General features: G+C 51.5%; 16 protein-coding genes. 3 read left to right on the plus strand and 13 right to left on the minus strand.

What is annotated here, in order from left to right; all coding sequences use genetic code 11:
• Nucleotides 1-13: 13 nt before the first annotated feature.
• From DEP07_RS13355 to DEP07_RS13370, 4 genes are all read right to left on the minus strand, one after another.
• Nucleotides 14-1,495: a DUF4153 domain-containing protein gene (locus DEP07_RS13355; protein ID WP_287102598.1), complete on the minus strand. Its 1,482-nt coding sequence runs from the start codon at nt 1,493-1,495 to the stop codon at nt 14-16.
• A gap of 213 nt (nt 1,496-1,708) precedes the next feature.
• The gene (locus DEP07_RS13360) at nt 1,709-2,161 is read right to left on the minus strand and encodes a VOC family protein (RefSeq protein WP_173597507.1); all 453 of its coding nucleotides are present in this window, start codon (nt 2,159-2,161) and stop codon (nt 1,709-1,711) included.
• A gap of 284 nt (nt 2,162-2,445) precedes the next feature.
• Nucleotides 2,446-2,805, minus strand: coding sequence for an iron-sulfur cluster insertion protein ErpA (gene erpA, locus DEP07_RS13365; protein ID WP_063227403.1), 360 nt, complete (start codon nt 2,803-2,805; stop codon nt 2,446-2,448).
• 145 nt (nt 2,806-2,950) lie between these two features.
• On the minus strand, nt 2,951-3,169 hold the full coding sequence (locus DEP07_RS13370; RefSeq protein WP_063227402.1) for an aspartyl-phosphate phosphatase Spo0E family protein: 219 nt from the start codon (nt 3,167-3,169) through the stop codon (nt 2,951-2,953).
• Nucleotides 3,170-3,492: 323 nt separating this feature from the next.
• On the opposite strand from DEP07_RS13370, the gene mqnE reads away from it, so the two are divergent.
• Nucleotides 3,493-4,596 (plus strand): aminofutalosine synthase MqnE, encoded by a 1,104-nt coding sequence (gene mqnE, locus DEP07_RS13375; RefSeq protein ID WP_173596761.1) that lies wholly within the window; start codon nt 3,493-3,495, stop codon nt 4,594-4,596.
• 112 nt (nt 4,597-4,708) lie between these two features.
• Here the strand turns inward: mqnE and DEP07_RS13380 are convergent, their stop codons facing one another.
• Entirely contained in the window at nt 4,709-4,972 is a 264-nt protein-coding gene (locus DEP07_RS13380) for a DUF1450 domain-containing protein (RefSeq protein WP_173596760.1), read from the minus strand.
• Between the two features lie 173 nt (nt 4,973-5,145).
• Here DEP07_RS13380 and DEP07_RS13385 point away from each other — a divergent pair, with 173 nt between their 5' ends.
• On the plus strand, nt 5,146-6,213 hold the full coding sequence (locus tag DEP07_RS13385) for an NAD(P)/FAD-dependent oxidoreductase (protein ID WP_122964523.1): 1,068 nt from the start codon (nt 5,146-5,148) through the stop codon (nt 6,211-6,213).
• A gap of 196 nt (nt 6,214-6,409) precedes the next feature.
• On the opposite strand, the gene DEP07_RS13390 is transcribed toward DEP07_RS13385, so the two are convergent.
• The gene (locus DEP07_RS13390; protein WP_287102599.1) at nt 6,410-7,303 is read right to left on the minus strand and encodes an arylamine N-acetyltransferase family protein; all 894 of its coding nucleotides are present in this window, start codon (nt 7,301-7,303) and stop codon (nt 6,410-6,412) included.
• A 141-nt stretch (nt 7,304-7,444) separates the two neighbouring features.
• Here DEP07_RS13390 and pdxR point away from each other — a divergent pair, with 141 nt between their 5' ends.
• Nucleotides 7,445-8,875, plus strand: coding sequence for a MocR-like pyridoxine biosynthesis transcription factor PdxR (gene pdxR, locus DEP07_RS13395; RefSeq protein WP_242774481.1), 1,431 nt, complete (start codon nt 7,445-7,447; stop codon nt 8,873-8,875).
• Nucleotides 8,876-8,910: 35 nt separating this feature from the next.
• On the opposite strand, the gene DEP07_RS13400 is transcribed toward pdxR, so the two are convergent.
• From DEP07_RS13400 to DEP07_RS13430, 7 genes are all read right to left on the minus strand, one after another.
• Nucleotides 8,911-9,708: a M55 family metallopeptidase gene (locus DEP07_RS13400; RefSeq protein ID WP_173596757.1), complete on the minus strand. Its 798-nt coding sequence runs from the start codon at nt 9,706-9,708 to the stop codon at nt 8,911-8,913.
• The gene (locus tag DEP07_RS13405) at nt 9,705-10,442 is read right to left on the minus strand and encodes a gamma-glutamyl-gamma-aminobutyrate hydrolase family protein (protein ID WP_217022251.1); all 738 of its coding nucleotides are present in this window, start codon (nt 10,440-10,442) and stop codon (nt 9,705-9,707) included. Before DEP07_RS13405 ends, DEP07_RS13400 begins: the two co-directional genes overlap by 4 nt.
• Nucleotides 10,443-10,503: 61 nt before the next feature.
• Nucleotides 10,504-12,162, minus strand: a complete 1,659-nt coding sequence (locus DEP07_RS13410) for a peptide ABC transporter substrate-binding protein (RefSeq protein ID WP_173599624.1) — start codon at nt 12,160-12,162, stop codon at nt 10,504-10,506.
• A 94-nt stretch (nt 12,163-12,256) separates the two neighbouring features.
• A complete protein-coding gene (locus DEP07_RS13415) occupies nt 12,257-13,240 on the minus strand; it encodes an ABC transporter ATP-binding protein (protein WP_063227392.1) in 984 nt (327 codons plus the stop codon).
• The gene (locus tag DEP07_RS13420; RefSeq protein WP_122964517.1) at nt 13,240-14,238 is read right to left on the minus strand and encodes an ABC transporter ATP-binding protein; all 999 of its coding nucleotides are present in this window, start codon (nt 14,236-14,238) and stop codon (nt 13,240-13,242) included. The genes DEP07_RS13415 and DEP07_RS13420 overlap by 1 nt, the downstream gene beginning before the upstream one ends.
• 14 nt (nt 14,239-14,252) lie before the next feature.
• Nucleotides 14,253-15,122, minus strand: a complete 870-nt coding sequence (locus DEP07_RS13425; RefSeq protein WP_122964744.1) for an ABC transporter permease — start codon at nt 15,120-15,122, stop codon at nt 14,253-14,255.
• Nucleotides 15,123-15,242: 120 nt separating this feature from the next.
• Nucleotides 15,243-16,169, minus strand: coding sequence for an ABC transporter permease (locus DEP07_RS13430; RefSeq protein ID WP_122964516.1), 927 nt, complete (start codon nt 16,167-16,169; stop codon nt 15,243-15,245).

Here is a 16,169-nt window from a genome sequence, read left to right on the forward strand (position 1 = left end):
CTTTGCTTTTTGGTTAGGGAAGGTACTGCTTCGCCCTGTACTTCGACCAGTTGAACGACTGCCAGCTCGACTCTCCGCGCAGTTCCGCCCATTTGTTTTCCAGCTCATACGTCACAACTGCTTTCAACGATTCGTCCGCTTTCAATTCCTGCAAATACGGCACCACATCGTACGAAAGCCTGCCCAAATATTCGACGTCAATATTTCCCGTTGCCCGATAGCGCTCTAGGTTATTTTGGGCGATGATGACGTCCATGTTGATGTAGTTGATAAGCACGTAGCTCGCGAGCGTCACGAGCGCGTAATATTTGAGCAACGAAAAGCTGTCTCGCCAAATTTTCCACAAGGCGATCGCAAACAGGATCAGCAGAAAAATCATGAACAGATGCGCGAGCAAACGGGTATGCGTGTAGCCATAAGCTGCTTCGTACAGCGACAGCCGATAGCACGCCGAAAAGAGCATAAAGCTGGTACAGACCGTAAGCAGCGTGAGCAACACTTGTACAGAGCGATACAACAGCCGATTTTTGCGCGATACGAGATACAGTGTGGCAAGCAAGATGATGAAATTGATGACCGTCACTGTCAGCAGCTCGTTGAAGCCGTTTTTGGCATACTCGGCGTACGTCAGTCCTTCCGGGAGAGCTGCTTTCGCTCCGCTGAACAAATACGAAATCTGGATGTATGTAAAAGCAGCGTACACGGCATCAATAATCGTCAGGATCGTCACCAAAATAATCCCGTCCCAGACGATCTTTTCCTGCTCTTGCGGCTGCGGAAGCTCCACCGTGTCTGCCCGTTTGCCAAACAGGGAGTACATGTAGCCAAACACTACTAGCGTTACAAGTCCGATCACAAACAGGCGAAACATGCCTTCGACTGAATCTACCTCAATCAGCATATCGGGAATTTCATTCAGAAAATGGCCAAACACGCGGTCCGCTTGTGACAACAAGGTCAGCACGACGAGCAAAATCGGCAAGGAGATCAAGAGTCCGGTCATGATTTTTTTCAACACGCCGTAGTTTCGCTGGTTCATCCGGCCTTTGACCGATCCTTTGATCATGATGAACGGCAGCCGTGTATGCTTCGGCGTATAGTAAACCAATATCTCCAACAGCTCTCCCACAAACATGATCTCATGCCATTTCGCTTTATGGCGCCCGGTGAAAAGCATCGTTTGCAGCACAAACAGCATCGGCACCAGCACGAAGTTGAACAAGTGAAAGTAGCCATTGGAAAAGAGCGCAAACGTAAGCGACAACATGCCGATCGGCACACACAGAAGCCAGATGTATTTGTTTTCCCTTGAAAAGCTCAGTCTCTGATGCAGCTTGGCTTGCCATACGAACAACGCATACATTCCTATAAAAAACAGCGGGTACGATACGCCATAATTTTTGCCGTAAAACAGCAAATCGCCAAAACAGCCGATTCCGAAAGCCCCCAGCAGCAACCACTGGTAAGCTTTTTGTTCCTGTGACCGTTCCGCCACGTCCTTCACTCCTTGTGATTTTCCTCTTCTGAAAGGAACAGAGATCGCAGCTATGCGGCAGCTGCTTGTAGTTAGTACGCGCGGGCTTGGTCATTTGTTACAAATGCTGGAAGCAATAAATATTTTACGATAAGAAAACCGCCCCATGGAAGAGGCGGCTTATTGGGCTATCGTACCCGTTAGTAAAGTTCATGCATCACGACTAAACGCCCCTTATTTATTGCCGAGCTGTTCCGCCAAACCGATCAGCAGTCCTTCAACTCCACGAATGTAGCAGAGCCGGTACGAGTCCTTGTACTGAACCACTTCGCCAACGAGCTGAGCACCATGCTTAGTGAGTCTGGATACCATTTCGTCAATGTCTTCAACCGCGAACATGACGCGTAGATAACCGAGGGAATTTACAGGAGCAGTTCGGTGGTCTGATATAGTGGGTGGGGTGAGAAAGCGCGAAAGTTCAAGTCGGCTGTGGCCATCCGGAGTAACCATCATAGCAATCTCTACACACTGCGAACCCAGTCCGGTTACGCGACCAGCCCATTCGCCTTCGACAGTAGCTCGCCCTTCGAGCCTCAAGCCAATCTCCTCGAAAAAAGCGATTGCGTCATCAAGGGATTCTACAACGATGCCAACATTGTCCATTCTTAGCAATTTGTTTTTGTCCATAGTTTTATCTCCTTATGTGTACAGATAAATCACAGTATAGTAAACTACGAAAAATTCTAATATTTTTGTAATTTAACAATTCGGAGTTACGCCATTATCTCCTGCATATTATTTTTAATCATTAAACGAAACTGCCCTTTTCGGAGAACAAGAAATACGTTTCGTCCATTTCCACGGTTCCTTGTACGGCGTTTTAACATAGCCACAAATAAAAAACCCCCTTCGGTTCGTGCATTCGATCCACACGAACCAAAGAGGTTTTCCCCATACAGTCTAGCCCAAATTTAATCGTCACATTTTTCCTCTTTGCCTTTTGCAAGCGCGGTCTTGAAGGACGACCCACAGCCGCAAGAAGCGATGGCATTCGGATTCTCGATGGAAAAGCCGCCGCCCATCATCGATTCCTTGTAATCAATCTCGGTACCTTTAATGTATAGATAGCTGTCCTTGTCGACAACAATCTTCACGCCGTGTTGTTCGAAGGTTTCGTCGCCTTCCTTCATTTCCTGATCCCAGCCCATCCCATACGTAAAGCCGCTGCAACCGCCAGGTCGAACACCTACCCGCAAAAACATCCCGGGCTTGTTTTCTGCCGCCAACATCTCTTTTACTTTCAAGCTGGCTTTTTCTGTCAATGTAATCATGCTTGACTCCCTCCTTTGCAGGCTAACTTTACCCTTTCTATATGTTCAGTATACAAAAGATGCAACCCTTCTCACAAGGTTCCCCTGCACTTCGGGCGGTCATACTGCTGGAAAAAGGCAAACAAAAAAGAAGGGCTCCCCCTCCTTATGCAAAAAAGGCATTGTTCTCGGTTAAATAAAAACGATACGTCTTCTTTCGGCCTACCTTAGACAGATTATGATCTATCTGGTTCAGTTCGTTGTGTAGTTGATCAATTTGCATACTGTATTCTAGGACTTCTGGATGATCCAACCCAACCTCTAACCCCATAATTACCATACGCTGTCGAAGGAGTTCGATTTTTTCGAGCAAAACGTCCCGCATTATGAAGCTCCTCCTAATAGTAGATCAGGCTTTCTTACTATATTTTACAAGAACGGCCATCATTTCGCAAACAAAATTTCCCACATTCCCCCAAAAATGCAACAAAAATATGACGATAAATGTTAGAATTTTACAGCAAACAGTTGGAGAACTTATCTTATTGTTCGTACATACTAACAGGTTTATAATATAGATGCCTTGTTGCCCGAGATTTTCCCTTTTTATTGAGCTTTCTCCACCCCCAAGGAACGTTTCTGATTGGGCATGGCCTGGACGAACAGCTCTTATCCCTTACCACTCGACCTAGAAAGGAAGTGTTTGGAATGGCGCTTGAAACCATTGCCATCCAAGACAAATCGCTCGCCGGAATCGCGGAAAAAGTCATGCACGGCGAACGCCTCACTTTGGAAGACGGCGTTACTCTCTTTAACTCCAACGATCTTTTGACGATCGGACAATTGGCAAATGTCGTCAATTACCGCAAAAACGAAGATAAAGTCTACTTTTTGCAAAACATGTACATCAATCCGACAAACGTTTGCGAAGCTCACTGTAGATTTTGCGGATTCCGTCGTGATGAAGGCGACGAGGGCGCATACACAATGAGCAAAGAAGAATTGCTTCATTATGTTGAAACCCGCTTTCATCCAGGGATTCGTGAATTTCACATCGTGGGCGGCCACAATCAGCACAAGCCGTTTGAATACTATCTCGACAACGTGCGCATCCTGAAGCAAGCTTACCCGGATGTCACCATGAAAGCCTACACAGGTGCAGAGATCGAGTTTTTCTCCCGCATCTCCGGTCTGTCCATTCGCGAAGTTTTGCTCGAACTGAAAAAAGCAGGTCTGGAAACGCTGACTGGCGGCGGCGCCGAAATTTTGACAGAGCGCTACCGGATGAAAATGAGCCCGGAAAAAGCGAGCACAGACATGTACCTGCAAGTTCACCGCACCGCTCATGAGCTTGGCTTCCGGACACATACAACCATGCTGTACGGCTCCATTGAAACTTTGGAGGAGCGCGTCATTCACATGCTGCGCCTCCGCGAGCTGCAAGACGATACAAACGGCTTCATGGTATTCATCCCGCTCGCTGTTCAGCCGATCAAGGCAACTGCCGGCATCAAACGCCGCAACTCTGCCATCGACGACCTGAAAACAATGGCAATCAGCCGCCTCATGCTGGACAATTTCCAGCACATCAAAGCTTACTTCATTAATATCGGTACACAGCTGACGCAACTGTCGCTGACTATGGGTATTTCCGATGCGCACGGCACTTTGATTGAAGAGCGCATCAGCCACTCGGCCGGAGCACTCACCCAGCAAGCCTTGACGGTTGACGAGCTCGTCTGGCTGATCAAAGGCGCTGGCAAACGCGCCCTGGAACGCGATACGTTCTACAACGTCATCAAAGAACACTAAAAACGGCAAGAAGCTGATGCCCGACCGTCGCGTCGTGGGACATCAGCTTCTTTTTTATTTCCGTACACACGCGTTTTTTCGCGGGCTTCAATGAACATCCTAAGAAAACAGCTTATAGAGGAAAGTCTGCATTCAGCAGCTCTTCTTCCTCCCGCAAGTAGTTCTTGATTTTTACAAGCAATTCATCGGCCGACGGAGCTTGCAAAAGCGTTCCGTTTACCAGGGCAAACGGCTCCATGTAGCACTCTCCGCAATAGCCGAGACAGCCGTATTCAAGAACATCGACGTCCAGCTCGGGGTCGTTTTCCAGAGCGTCCACGACAGGCTGTGTGTAGGAAGATACGTTGCTCGCGCAAAATTCTACCAAAGGTTTCATCTATCTTCACCTACCGATTATTCCAACATCGTCACGTACTTTATTGTACCGCGACTTTTGCAAAAATCCAGCGGAGAAAACGGGAAAAAGATTCTGCTTGCATTTTTACGGAAAGAGACTAAAAATAGAATGGGTGCTGTAAAAAACGGACAGAAGAAAGGACTAGACCTTCTATGAAACGACTTGTGATCCTTGGTGGAGGATACGGGGGTCTTCGTATTATCGAGCGAGTCCTGTCCCCTGATTTACCAGACGACGTGTTTATTACCCTCGTAGACCGTATGCCGTTTCACGGCTTGAAAACGGAGTACTACGCTCTGGCAGCAGGTACTACGCCAGAATCTCACTTGCGAGTTAATTTTCCAAACGATCCGCGCCTGACTGTCAAATACGGCGAAGTCAGCGAAGTGGATTTGGACGAGCAGGTCGTCAATTTTGCAAACGGGGACGCCCTCTCGTACGATTGGCTCGTCATCGGATTGGGCTGTGAGGATCGCTACCATGACATACCTGGTGCAGAGCAGTTTACTTGCTCGATCCAATCCATGGGAGCTACCCGCAACACATACATGGCAATCAATAATGTGAATCCATATGGTACGGTTACCGTTGTGGGTGGTGGACTTTCCGGTGTGGAAATGGCAGCAGAACTGCGCGAAAGCCGTCCCGACCTGAACGTGCGCATCATCGACCGCGGCCCAAGCATTTTGAGCCCATTCCCGAAAAAATTGCAGGAATACGCTTCCCAATGGTTTATCGAGCATGAGGTTCAGCTTGTCTCCATGGCTTGTGTAACAGGAATCGAACCGGGAGTGGTGTACAACCACAACCAGCCGGTTCAAAGCGATGTCATCGTGTGGACAGCCGGTATTCAGGCCAATCGCATCATTCGCTCCCTGCCGATTGAGACAGACAACATCGGACGCGCCAAGTTAAATCAGTATCACCAGATTCCTACCCATACAAACGTTTACGTCGTAGGCGACTGTGCGAGCACGATCATTGCGCCGAGCGCCCAGACAGCCGAGATTCAAGGTGACCAAATCGCCATGATGCTGAAAAAAGACATCAAGGGCGAAGAATACCCTGCCTCGCTGCCAGCGCTCAAGCACAAGGGCTTCCTCGGCTCCCTCGGCAAAAAAGAGGGCTTTGCCAGCATGGGGAAAATGTCTCTGGTCGGCCAGATGGCACGCGTCATCAAAAGCGGTCAGCTCTGGATGTACAAAAAACATATGGGATAACATGCAAGCCTGTTGGCCAGTTGGTCAAACAGGTTTTCTTTTTGTGTCATGCATGCTGAAAAGGCGTGAATGTTCAAATGAATGAACGTATCCAAACGATGTGTCCGCCTGATTGGTCAAGAAACATTGATTACGGTGGGTTGTGGGGCTATGATCGAGGATAGGCAGGGGATTTCGGATGCCGTATTCGTGCTGCTTACATAGTCGTCTCCGTCCGCCCAGCCTCTCGCTCCTGCGCCCTTTTCCACTCTTCATGCTTCGCGCACACTTTTTGCCAAATCGCGTCCCGTTCCAGACTGTTGTAATGAACGAGATGCTCGCCAAAGATGTCTCCCAGCAATTCGAGCCACATGGCTTTCGATTCGATCTCCGTCTTGCGGATGCCGTCTTTGTCATGCTTTCGCCAGATGCACCCCCGCAGCTCGTTGGACGCCTGCTCGCTCCGGTTTCGGATGAGAAACAGGTTGATCCACGGAGAATCAGCGGAATGACAGTAATGCTCGTGATTGGGCTGGAATACACGAATGTCCTCGACAACTTCGGGAGCAAAGTCTACTCCGGCAAAATTGGCCTCGGGGTCGTGATCCAGACGCCATCCCCCAGCCGCAACACTCGACGGCAGGAGCTTGTGGGTGTACGGAGTTTGCTCATAGACGCCAAAGCGCATCGGCAACGGTTCCACAGGCATGTCTCCGAGGCCGACATCGACCAGCCAGTTTTCCTCTTCTCCCGCATCATTTGTGAGTTGGACAGTCAAACCGAGGTGGAACGAGTTGACCCGCGGCGATTCTCCCAGCGGCTGAACACCTGCCCGATGCATGGAAACTTTATATCCCAACGAACGAAGCAACGCAGCAAACGCCCCGTTTAGATGAAAGCAATAACCGCTCCGGCCTGCTATCACCATCTGGACGGTTTCACGCGGATCGATAGTGGTTGGCTTTCCCGCAAAAATATCGAGCGTCTGCCAGGGCAGCTTGTGTACATGCGCTTTTTGCAATTCAAACAAGTACGATTTGGTCGGAGCTGAAATATCCGCTATGCCCAGACGTTTTACATACGCTTTTTGTTCTTCTCTCGTCAATATCATCGGTCATCCTCCGCTCCAGCTTTCTTCCTCCCTTTTTTGTTGAAGGGAATCCTCCCTCAATTTATACTAGAACTGCCCCTGCAAAAAGAGACAGTTTCGAAGTATTTTTTAAAGACAGATGCGAAAGGAGCTTGTCGTCAGATGCTTTCTCTTTCCATCAACAGTCACGCTCCCGAGCCACAGTACATACAGGTGTACACGCAAATACGCGACCAGATTAAAAACGGCGATTTGCCGTACGGCTCCCGCTTGCCTTCGATCCGATCGCTTCAGCAGCATATGCACATCAGTAAAACGACGGTCGAAACCGCCTACCAGATGCTGGTGACAGAAGGCTATGTGATCAGCAGGCCCCGCTCCGGTCTGTATGTAGCCAGTCCGTTCCAGTTAGAGCCGCCCCAGACACAAACGAGACAGATGGTTGACCAAAAAGACCTGTCATCGCTGCCTTTCGCGCCCGGAGTTGCTTCCGCCCTGATCGATTTTCGCCCTTCAGCCATTCATGAACAGACCTTCCCTTTTCGCCTTTGGCGAAAGATGCTGCACCATGCGCTGGATCATGCCCAACACAAAATTTGCAGTTATGGCGATCCACAGGGCGAGCTTTCGTTTCGTACCGTTCTCGCGTCCTATTTGCGCCATTCAAGAGGGGTTCGCTGCATCCCTGAACAAATTGTCGTAAGCTCCGGGATTCAATACAGCATCGCCATTTTGATCAAGCTCCTGCAAGGTGTGAATCATATCGCGTTTGAGGAGCCTGGCTATGCCCCTGTTCGCGACCATTTTTTGCAAAGCGGCTATCGGGTCACACCGATCGGCGTCGATGAAAAAGGGATCTCTCTGGACGAAGTCGCTCGTTCCCAGGCACAAGTCGTCTATATTACCCCTTCTCATCAATTTCCCACGGGGAGCATCATCCCGTACCCGGAGCGGGAACGTTTGCTGCAATGGGCGCGCACCAGCGAAGCCTTCATCATCGAGGATGACTACGACGGCGAATTTCGCTATGTCGGCAAGCCTATCCCTTCCCTGCAAGGGCTGGATCACGCCGGAAGGGTCGTCTATCTGGGCACTTTTTCCAAAGTATTCTCTCCTGCGCTTCGCATGAGCTACATGGTGCTGCCCGCTGAGCTTGCCCGCAAACTTCCAAGCATTCAATATTTGTATCAGGGGCCTTCAAGGATCGATCAATGGGCCATGCAAGCTTTCATGGAACAAGGCCACTGGTACCGTCATATTCGCCGGATCAGGCGTACATATGCAAAAGCGCATCATCGGTTCATCGAGCTGCTTCACGCTCATTTGGGCGAGCTCGTCACCATTTCCGGCCACAATGCAGGTCTGCATGTCCAGTTGACGGTGAAAACGCGCGAGCCAGCTTCGTCTCTTGTAAAACGGGCAGCGGAAAACGGTGTGCAGGTGTACGATGTCAGCGAGCTGTGGATGACTCCGCCTGCGTCAGAGTATCCGCGTATTTATATGGGGTTTGCCGGGATGGATGAGAGCAAAATGGAGGAGGGCATCAAACGGTTGAGCCAGGCGTGGAAAGGAATCAGCGAGCTGTCCCGCTAGGCGCAAAGCCTCCGGAACAGCTCGTTTTCAGCGTTTTACAAAACAAAAAACAAAAAGCGCAACACTTCCATGTAGTCGTCCGCCGCAAATTCGACGGTCTTGGCGCCCGTCTGCTTGGCTCCTGGATAAAAAGAGCCGCGATAAGCCAAATAATGCTCGCGGAAAGCGATCTCGACATGAAACGTTTCCGGCAGTTGCACCTTGTATTTGGACAAGTCATCGGCAAGTACAGCTTGAACCTGTTCCTTGATTTGTCGCAAAGCGACATTCGGATGAATCGAGATAGCCGCGTTGCCGATGCCTTCATTGACGGGAACGGTCTTGATGTGCGGGTTGATCGTCTGCGCTTCTTCGCAAATCATTTTGTCTCCGGTGACCAGCAACGCAGGCACACCCATGGAAGCGGCAATGTAGACGTTGATCAGCAGCTCGCTGGCGATTTCTCCGTTGATTTTGACATACTCGTTTTGCATGTTCATGGTATGCGCCAGCGGGTTGCCGTTCGCCCCCGCCGCCGCGTGGTAGCCGATAAACAAAACGCCGTCGAAGCTCTCGTCCAGCCCTGCCATCATCGAATACGGATCGCGCGTCCAGCCCCGCAAAATTTTCACCTGCTCAGGCAGTTTGGACGGATCGAGGTTGCGCGCTGTGCTGTGCGCGTCTTTTACGAGAATGTCCGTTGCCCCCGCCGCAATCGCCGCTTCACAGGCTGCATTCACTTCTTTCGTCATCTGTTCGGTAAAGTATTTGGAAAACGAGCTTTCGATGTCGGCTTCCGTCCAGTTGACGATGCCTGCTACTCCTTCCAAATCCGCGCTGATAAACAGTTTCATGCCGATACCTCCTTTTGTTTGTGGACAAGCGATGCTTGAATAAACGCAGAAAACAGCTTCAGAAACATCGGGTGTCGTTTGGTCATGCATTCCGGGTGCCATTGAACCCCCAGCAAAAACCGCTCTTCCGTGCTTTCGAGCGCCTCCACGATCCCATCCTCGGAAAATGCCGTCGCGACCAGGTTTTTTCCCAGTTGTTTGACCGATTGGTGATGGAAAGAATTGGTGAAAATTCGCTCTTCTCCAAAGATATCATACAGTTGCGTATGTTTGCTGATTTGAATGGAATGGTACAGTTCATCGGAGGCTGTTTGCGTCGGCGAGTGCCCCAAAGCGCCGGGAATTTGGCTGTAGATGTCCTGATAGAGACTGCCTCCCAGCGCGACATTGATCAGTTGAATGCCCCGGCATATCCCGAAAATCGGCACGTTTTTCTCATACGCCTTGCGAAAAAGCGAGAGTTCGTATTCGTCGCGGATCGAGGACATCGAGTGCAGCTCTTTCAGCGGATTTTCGCCAAAATAGTACGGCGCGATATCGTTGCCGCCCGTGAACAAAATGCCGTCTACCAAGTCTATGTACTCGCTGTAATCTGTCTTGTCCTCTACGATCGGAATCGTGATCGGCACGCCTCCCGCAGCGTAAATCGAGTCGACGTAGTTTCGGCTTACCGTACTGTACTTCGACTGTTCGGACAAAAATGTGGTCAAACCGATAATCGGCTTCATCTTCATGGCTCCCTCTTGAGGCAGGGCCGACAAGCTTCCACTTACCGGCCCTTTCCCCGTTGAAATGTTATTCTACATGCGCATATTCAAAAATGGTGTGGCCGATGTAGTTTTTCAGCACGCCTTTGACATTCGGCTTCGCCAGGAACTGATCTTCAAAGAAGCGAATCGGCATCAGCGGCATTTCGTCGGCCAAGATTTTTTCCGCCTTCGCGAAGTTTTCCATCCGTTTTGCCTGATCGGAGATTTTGCGGTTTTCTTCCAGCAAACGGTCGTATTCGGCGCTGTTCCATCTCAGGTCGTCGGCTGTATTCACGCCTTCAAAGATGTCGAGGTTCGTCATCGGGTCCGGGTAGTCTCCTGTCCAACCGTCAGAAGCGATGTGGAAATTGCCGTTTTCAATCTCGTCCCAATACACTTTCGATTCAAACGTCTGGATGTTGACATCTACTCCCAAATTTTGCTTCCACATGCTTTGCAGCGCTTGGGCGATGTCTTTGTCCGACTGGCTCGCCATGACGATCATCGTAATTTCCGGGATGCCTTGCCCGTTCGGATACCCTGCTTCGGCGAGCAGTTTTTTCGCCTCGTCGACGTTTTCGCTGAATACGTTGCCGACGACATCGCGGTATTCCTTGTCTTTTTGCACCCCATCCGGGATTCCGTACGGCACCATGCCGAAAGCAGGCTTCTCTACAGACTGCACAATATTTTTGATGATCTGGTCGCGATTGATCGAGATGCTGAATGCTTTGCGGACTTTCGCGTCATCAAACGGCTTTTTGGATGCGTTGAAATCAAAATATTGCATGCCGATCCGGGGAACAGAGAAAAAATCAGGCGTGCTTTGATACTGCTTCATGCCTTCCGGGCTGATGTTGTCGGACACGTGAATCTCGCCGTTCGTATAGGCGGCAAGCTCTGCTTCGGTGGACTCGATGAACACGATTTCCAGCGTATCCAGCTTCACTTTATCCGCTTCGAGGTAGTTCGGATTTTTCTTCAGGACGTATTTTTCTTTCGGGCGAAGCTCTGTCAGCATGAACGGTCCTGTCGTCAAATACGTCTCGGGCGATTTGGTCCAGCCTTCTTTTTCCACTACGTCCTGACGCACCGGGTAGTAGGCGGTAACGCACAACAGCTCCAGGAAGTACGGAGTCGGATTTTCCAGCGTTACTTCCAGCGTGCTTTCATCGACTGCCTTGACGCCGACATCTTCTGCTTTCGCTTGCTTTTCGTTGTACGCCTTGCCGTTTTTGATGTAGTACAAGTAAAAAGCCGCGCCGGAAGCGACGTCCGGATTGAGCACACGCTTCCAGGAATACTCGAAGTCTTGGGCGGTTACGGGCTTTCCGTCAGACCATTTGGCATTTTTGTCGATTTTAAAAGTGTACTTGGTGCCTGTCGCATCCAGCTCATACCCTTCGGCAAGTGACGGCACGGGCTTTTTTCCGGATTCATCGATTTTATAAAGACCGCGGAACAAGTTTTGCAACACGATGGACGAGCGCGCGTACACGTTCAGCGTCGGGTCCATCTCCTCCGGTTCTTTGCTCAAGGCATAAATGATTTTTTGCTCGGCAGCAGGCTTCTCGCCCTCCGCTTTCGGCGCGGTCTGCTGTCCTTGATTCTCTCCCTGCGGTGCCGTGCCTGAGCTGCTACATCCGGCTGTGACTGATGTGATCGCAAGTAGCGCCGCCAAAACGATGCCCAACCTCTTTTTCATACTCGTCCCCCCATTTTTTGCATTTATATGAGCCGTCCGAAAACACGGCATTCATATCTCGCTGGTGAAAAGCGAAAAGATGGCGAAAAGACTGTCAATCGAGCAAATGGCAAGCAACGAGGTGGCCGTTGCCGCTGTCTTTTAAAGCAGGCTTCTCTTCTGCGCAGCGGTGCAGCGCATGTGGACAACGTGTCCGAAACGCACAGCCGCTCGGTGGATTCAGCGGGCTGGGCACATCACCCTGGAGGTGGATGCGCTCGCTCCCTTCTGCCGTGTCCGGGTCGGCAATCGGTACCGCAGACAACAACGCCCGCGTGTACGGATGCTGCATGTTCGTGTACAAATCGTGCACGCTCGCGTATTCGACCAGGCTCCCCAGGTACATGACGCCGACTTTGTGGGAAATGTGCCGAACCATCGACAAGTCGTGGGAGACGAACAAGTACGTCAGCCCGAATCGTTCCTGCAACTCTTCCAGCATGTTGACGACCTGCGCCTGAATCGAGACGTCCAGGGCAGAGATTGGCTCGTCGCAAATAATGAACTCCGGCTCGACAGCCAGGGCGCGAGCGATCCCGATCCGCTGACGCTGGCCCCCGGAAAATTCATGCGGATACCGATTGAGGTGATCCGCTTTCAATCCGACCAGCTCGATCAGCTCCTTGACCCGATCCACTCGGTCCTTTCCGCGATAAATGTTATGTACCGCCAGCGGATCTCCGATAATCTGCGCGATCGTCATGCGCGGGTCGAGCGAAGCGTACGGGTCTTGGAAAATCATTTGCATTTTTTTGCGGTAGGGCAACATTTCTTTATGCGTGAGCCGGGTGATTGGTTGGCCGTCGAAAATGATCTCGCCAGCAGTTGGCTCGTACAGCTTCAACAGTGTTCTGCCGATCGTCGATTTGCCGCACCCGGATTCTCCGACCAGTCCGAATGTCTCCCCTCTGAAAATCGTAAAGCTGACGTCGTCTACTGCCTTGAGCAGCGTAGAGCTGCGGCCGAGGAAGCTCTTTTGCACCTCGAAATGCTTTTTCAAATTCCGCACTTCTACCAGCGCCGAAGCGGGCTTTGCCATTAGCCGATCACCTCCCGCATATGGTTGGCCGCTTTTGGATGCATCAGCCAACAGGCGGCCTGGTGGGTTTCAGACAGCGCGACGGACTGCGGCGGCTGCTTTTCGCAAACCTTCATCGCGTACGGACAGCGCGACGTGAAGGCACATCCGGCAGGCGGGCGGAGCAAATCGGGCGGGCTGCCCGGGATGGAGATGAGCTTTTTCTTTTCCCCTTCCGTAAACTGCGGGATGGAACGCAACAGCCCCCACGTATACGGATGGCGCGGTTTGTAAAAAATTTCGCGAGTCGTTCCTTGCTCAACAATCGTGCCGCCGTACATGACGATGATCCGGTTGCACATGTTGGCAATTACACCGAGATCGTGCGTAATCATCACAATCGAGACGTTCAGCTTGTCTTTCAAGTCGCGCATCAGATCGAGGATTTGCGCCTGAATCGTCACATCGAGCGCGGTCGTCGGCTCGTCGGCAATCAGCAGCTTGGGCGAACAGGACAGGGCGATGGCAATCATGACGCGCTGCCGCATGCCGCCGGAAAATTCGTGCGGATACTGCTTCAATCGCTTTTCGGGACTGGGGATTTCCACCATGCGCAAAATCTCGATCGCTCTTTGCCGCGCTGCTTCCTTCGACAGCTTTTGGTGAATGCGCAGCGGCTCGATGATTTGCTCGCCGACGGTAAACAGCGGATTCAGCGACGTCATCGGGTCTTGAAAAATCATGCCAATGTCGCGCCCGAGCATTTTGCGCATCGCTTTTTGACTCGTATTGACCATCTGCGCGCCGTCAAACAAGATGTTGTCCGCTGTCAATGTGGCGTTGTCCGGCAGCAGCTTCAAAAGGGAGAGCATCGACACGCTTTTGCCCGAACCGGATTCCCCCACGATGCCGATAGACTCGCCTTTTTCCACATGAAAGGAAATCCCGCGGACGGCTTGCACCTGTCCTGCGTCGATGTGAAATGTCGTTTTCAAGTTCTCTACCTGGAGCAATTTCACGTTATCACCCGCCTTTATTTCTTTAGCCTTGGGTCCAGCGCATCGCGCAAGCCGTCGCCGATGAAGTTCAGCGCGAACATCGTAATGCTGATCGCGAGTGCCGGGAACAGCATCTGATACGGCTGGGTAAACAAAGTCGGAATCGCATCGTTGACGAGCGTGCCCCAGCTTGCCATCGGCACCTGAATCCCGATCCCCAAAAAGCTGAGAAACGCTTCCGTGAAGATCGCCGACGGCACGAGAAACGTAACGGTCACGATAATCGGGCCCATGCTGTTCGGAATCAGATGCTTGAACAAAATGCGCATGTTGGACGAGCCGGTAGCCCGCGCCGCCAGCACAAACTCCTGATGCTTGAGCGTGATAACTTGGGAGCGAACCATCCGCGCCGTCCCGATCCAGTACGTCAGCGACATCGCAATCAGGATGCTCTCGATCGTATTGCCGAGGAACATCATCAGCAAAATAATGTACAGCAGCTCGGGCACGCCGATCATGATGTCGACAATCCGCATCATCACCATGTCGACCTTGCCGCCGAGATAGCCGGAGATTCCGCCGTAAATAACGCCGATTACGAGATTGATCGCCGCAGCGGCTACCCCGATCGTCAGGCTGATTTGCGCACCGTACAGGGCACGCACGAAAATGTCCCGCCCGAATTTGTCCGTTCCGAACCAATGCTCCGCAGACGGCCCCTGATTTTGATTGGCAATATCCTGTCCATCGTACGTGTACGCGGAAAACAGCGGGCCGACGATCGCCGCAACGGCAATGACCACAATCGTGCACAAACCGATCATCGCCAGCGGGTCTTTCCGAAAACGGCTCCACGCGTCTTGCCAGTACGATTTGCTCGGACGCGAGATCGTCTCGCTTTGCATCGTGCCAGCGTCCAGTCTGGCGAAATCCTCATCGGGAATATCCGCCCACTCCTGCTCCCTGTCTCCGCGCAGATTGGCCCCCTCGCTCCCCTTCCAGGCGTAATTCATGTTCGTCATCACCTACTCCTCGATTTTTACCCGCCGGTCGATAATCGCGTACAAAACGTCCACGATAAAGTTTGCCACGATGATGAAAAGCCCGAGAAAGACGGTCAGCCCCAAAATAACCGAGTAATCCCGGTCGCTGATGCCCGTCACGAAGTCCCTGCCGATGCCCGGGATGGAAAACACGCGCTCCACGATGAAGCTCCCCGTTAACAAGGCGGCGACCAGCGGCCCCAAATACGTGACGATCGGGATAATCGCGTTTTTCAGTGCGTGCTTGAAAATGACGCGGTATTCCGGGACGCCTTTGGCCCGCGCTGTCAAAATGTAGTCCTGGCGCATCACTTCCAGCATGCTGGAACGCATCAACCTGGCGATATAAGCGATCGGGCCAAAGGCAAGACCGATGACAGGCAAAATGTAATGCTTCCAGCTCGATAATCCGTAAGTAGGCAAAAGCTTCAGGACAACGGCGAACAGAAACAGCATCAGCACGGTAATGACGAAATTCGGAATGGAGATGCCGACTGTGGCAAAGATCATCGATGCCCAATCCGCCCATTTTCCGCGCTTGATCGCTGACGTAATGCCAAGCAGCATCCCGACGATGAGCGCTACGACGATCGCCACCAGCCCGACTTTTGCCGAGACAGGGAAGCCGCGTGAGATCAATTCATTCACCGTCACATCGGACTGCTTGAAGGAAAAGCCGAGATCGCCCTGGGCAATGCTTTTCAAGTAATTCACGTACTGGACGCTCAGTGGTTCATTCAAGCCGAATTTTTCCTCCATCTTTTCCATGACGCTTTTGGGCACTTTCCGTTCCTCCGCCGGGCTGAAAGGCCCTCCCGGCACGGCGTGCATCAGAAAAAACGTGATCGTGATGAGGACAAACATCGTCAATATGCTCGCAAAAAACCGCTTCACGATATAGCCAGCCAT

The sequence above is a fragment of the Brevibacillus sp. genome, from assembly GCF_003521185.1.
Lineage (GTDB): Bacteria > Bacillota > Bacilli > Brevibacillales > Brevibacillaceae > Brevibacillus > Brevibacillus parabrevis.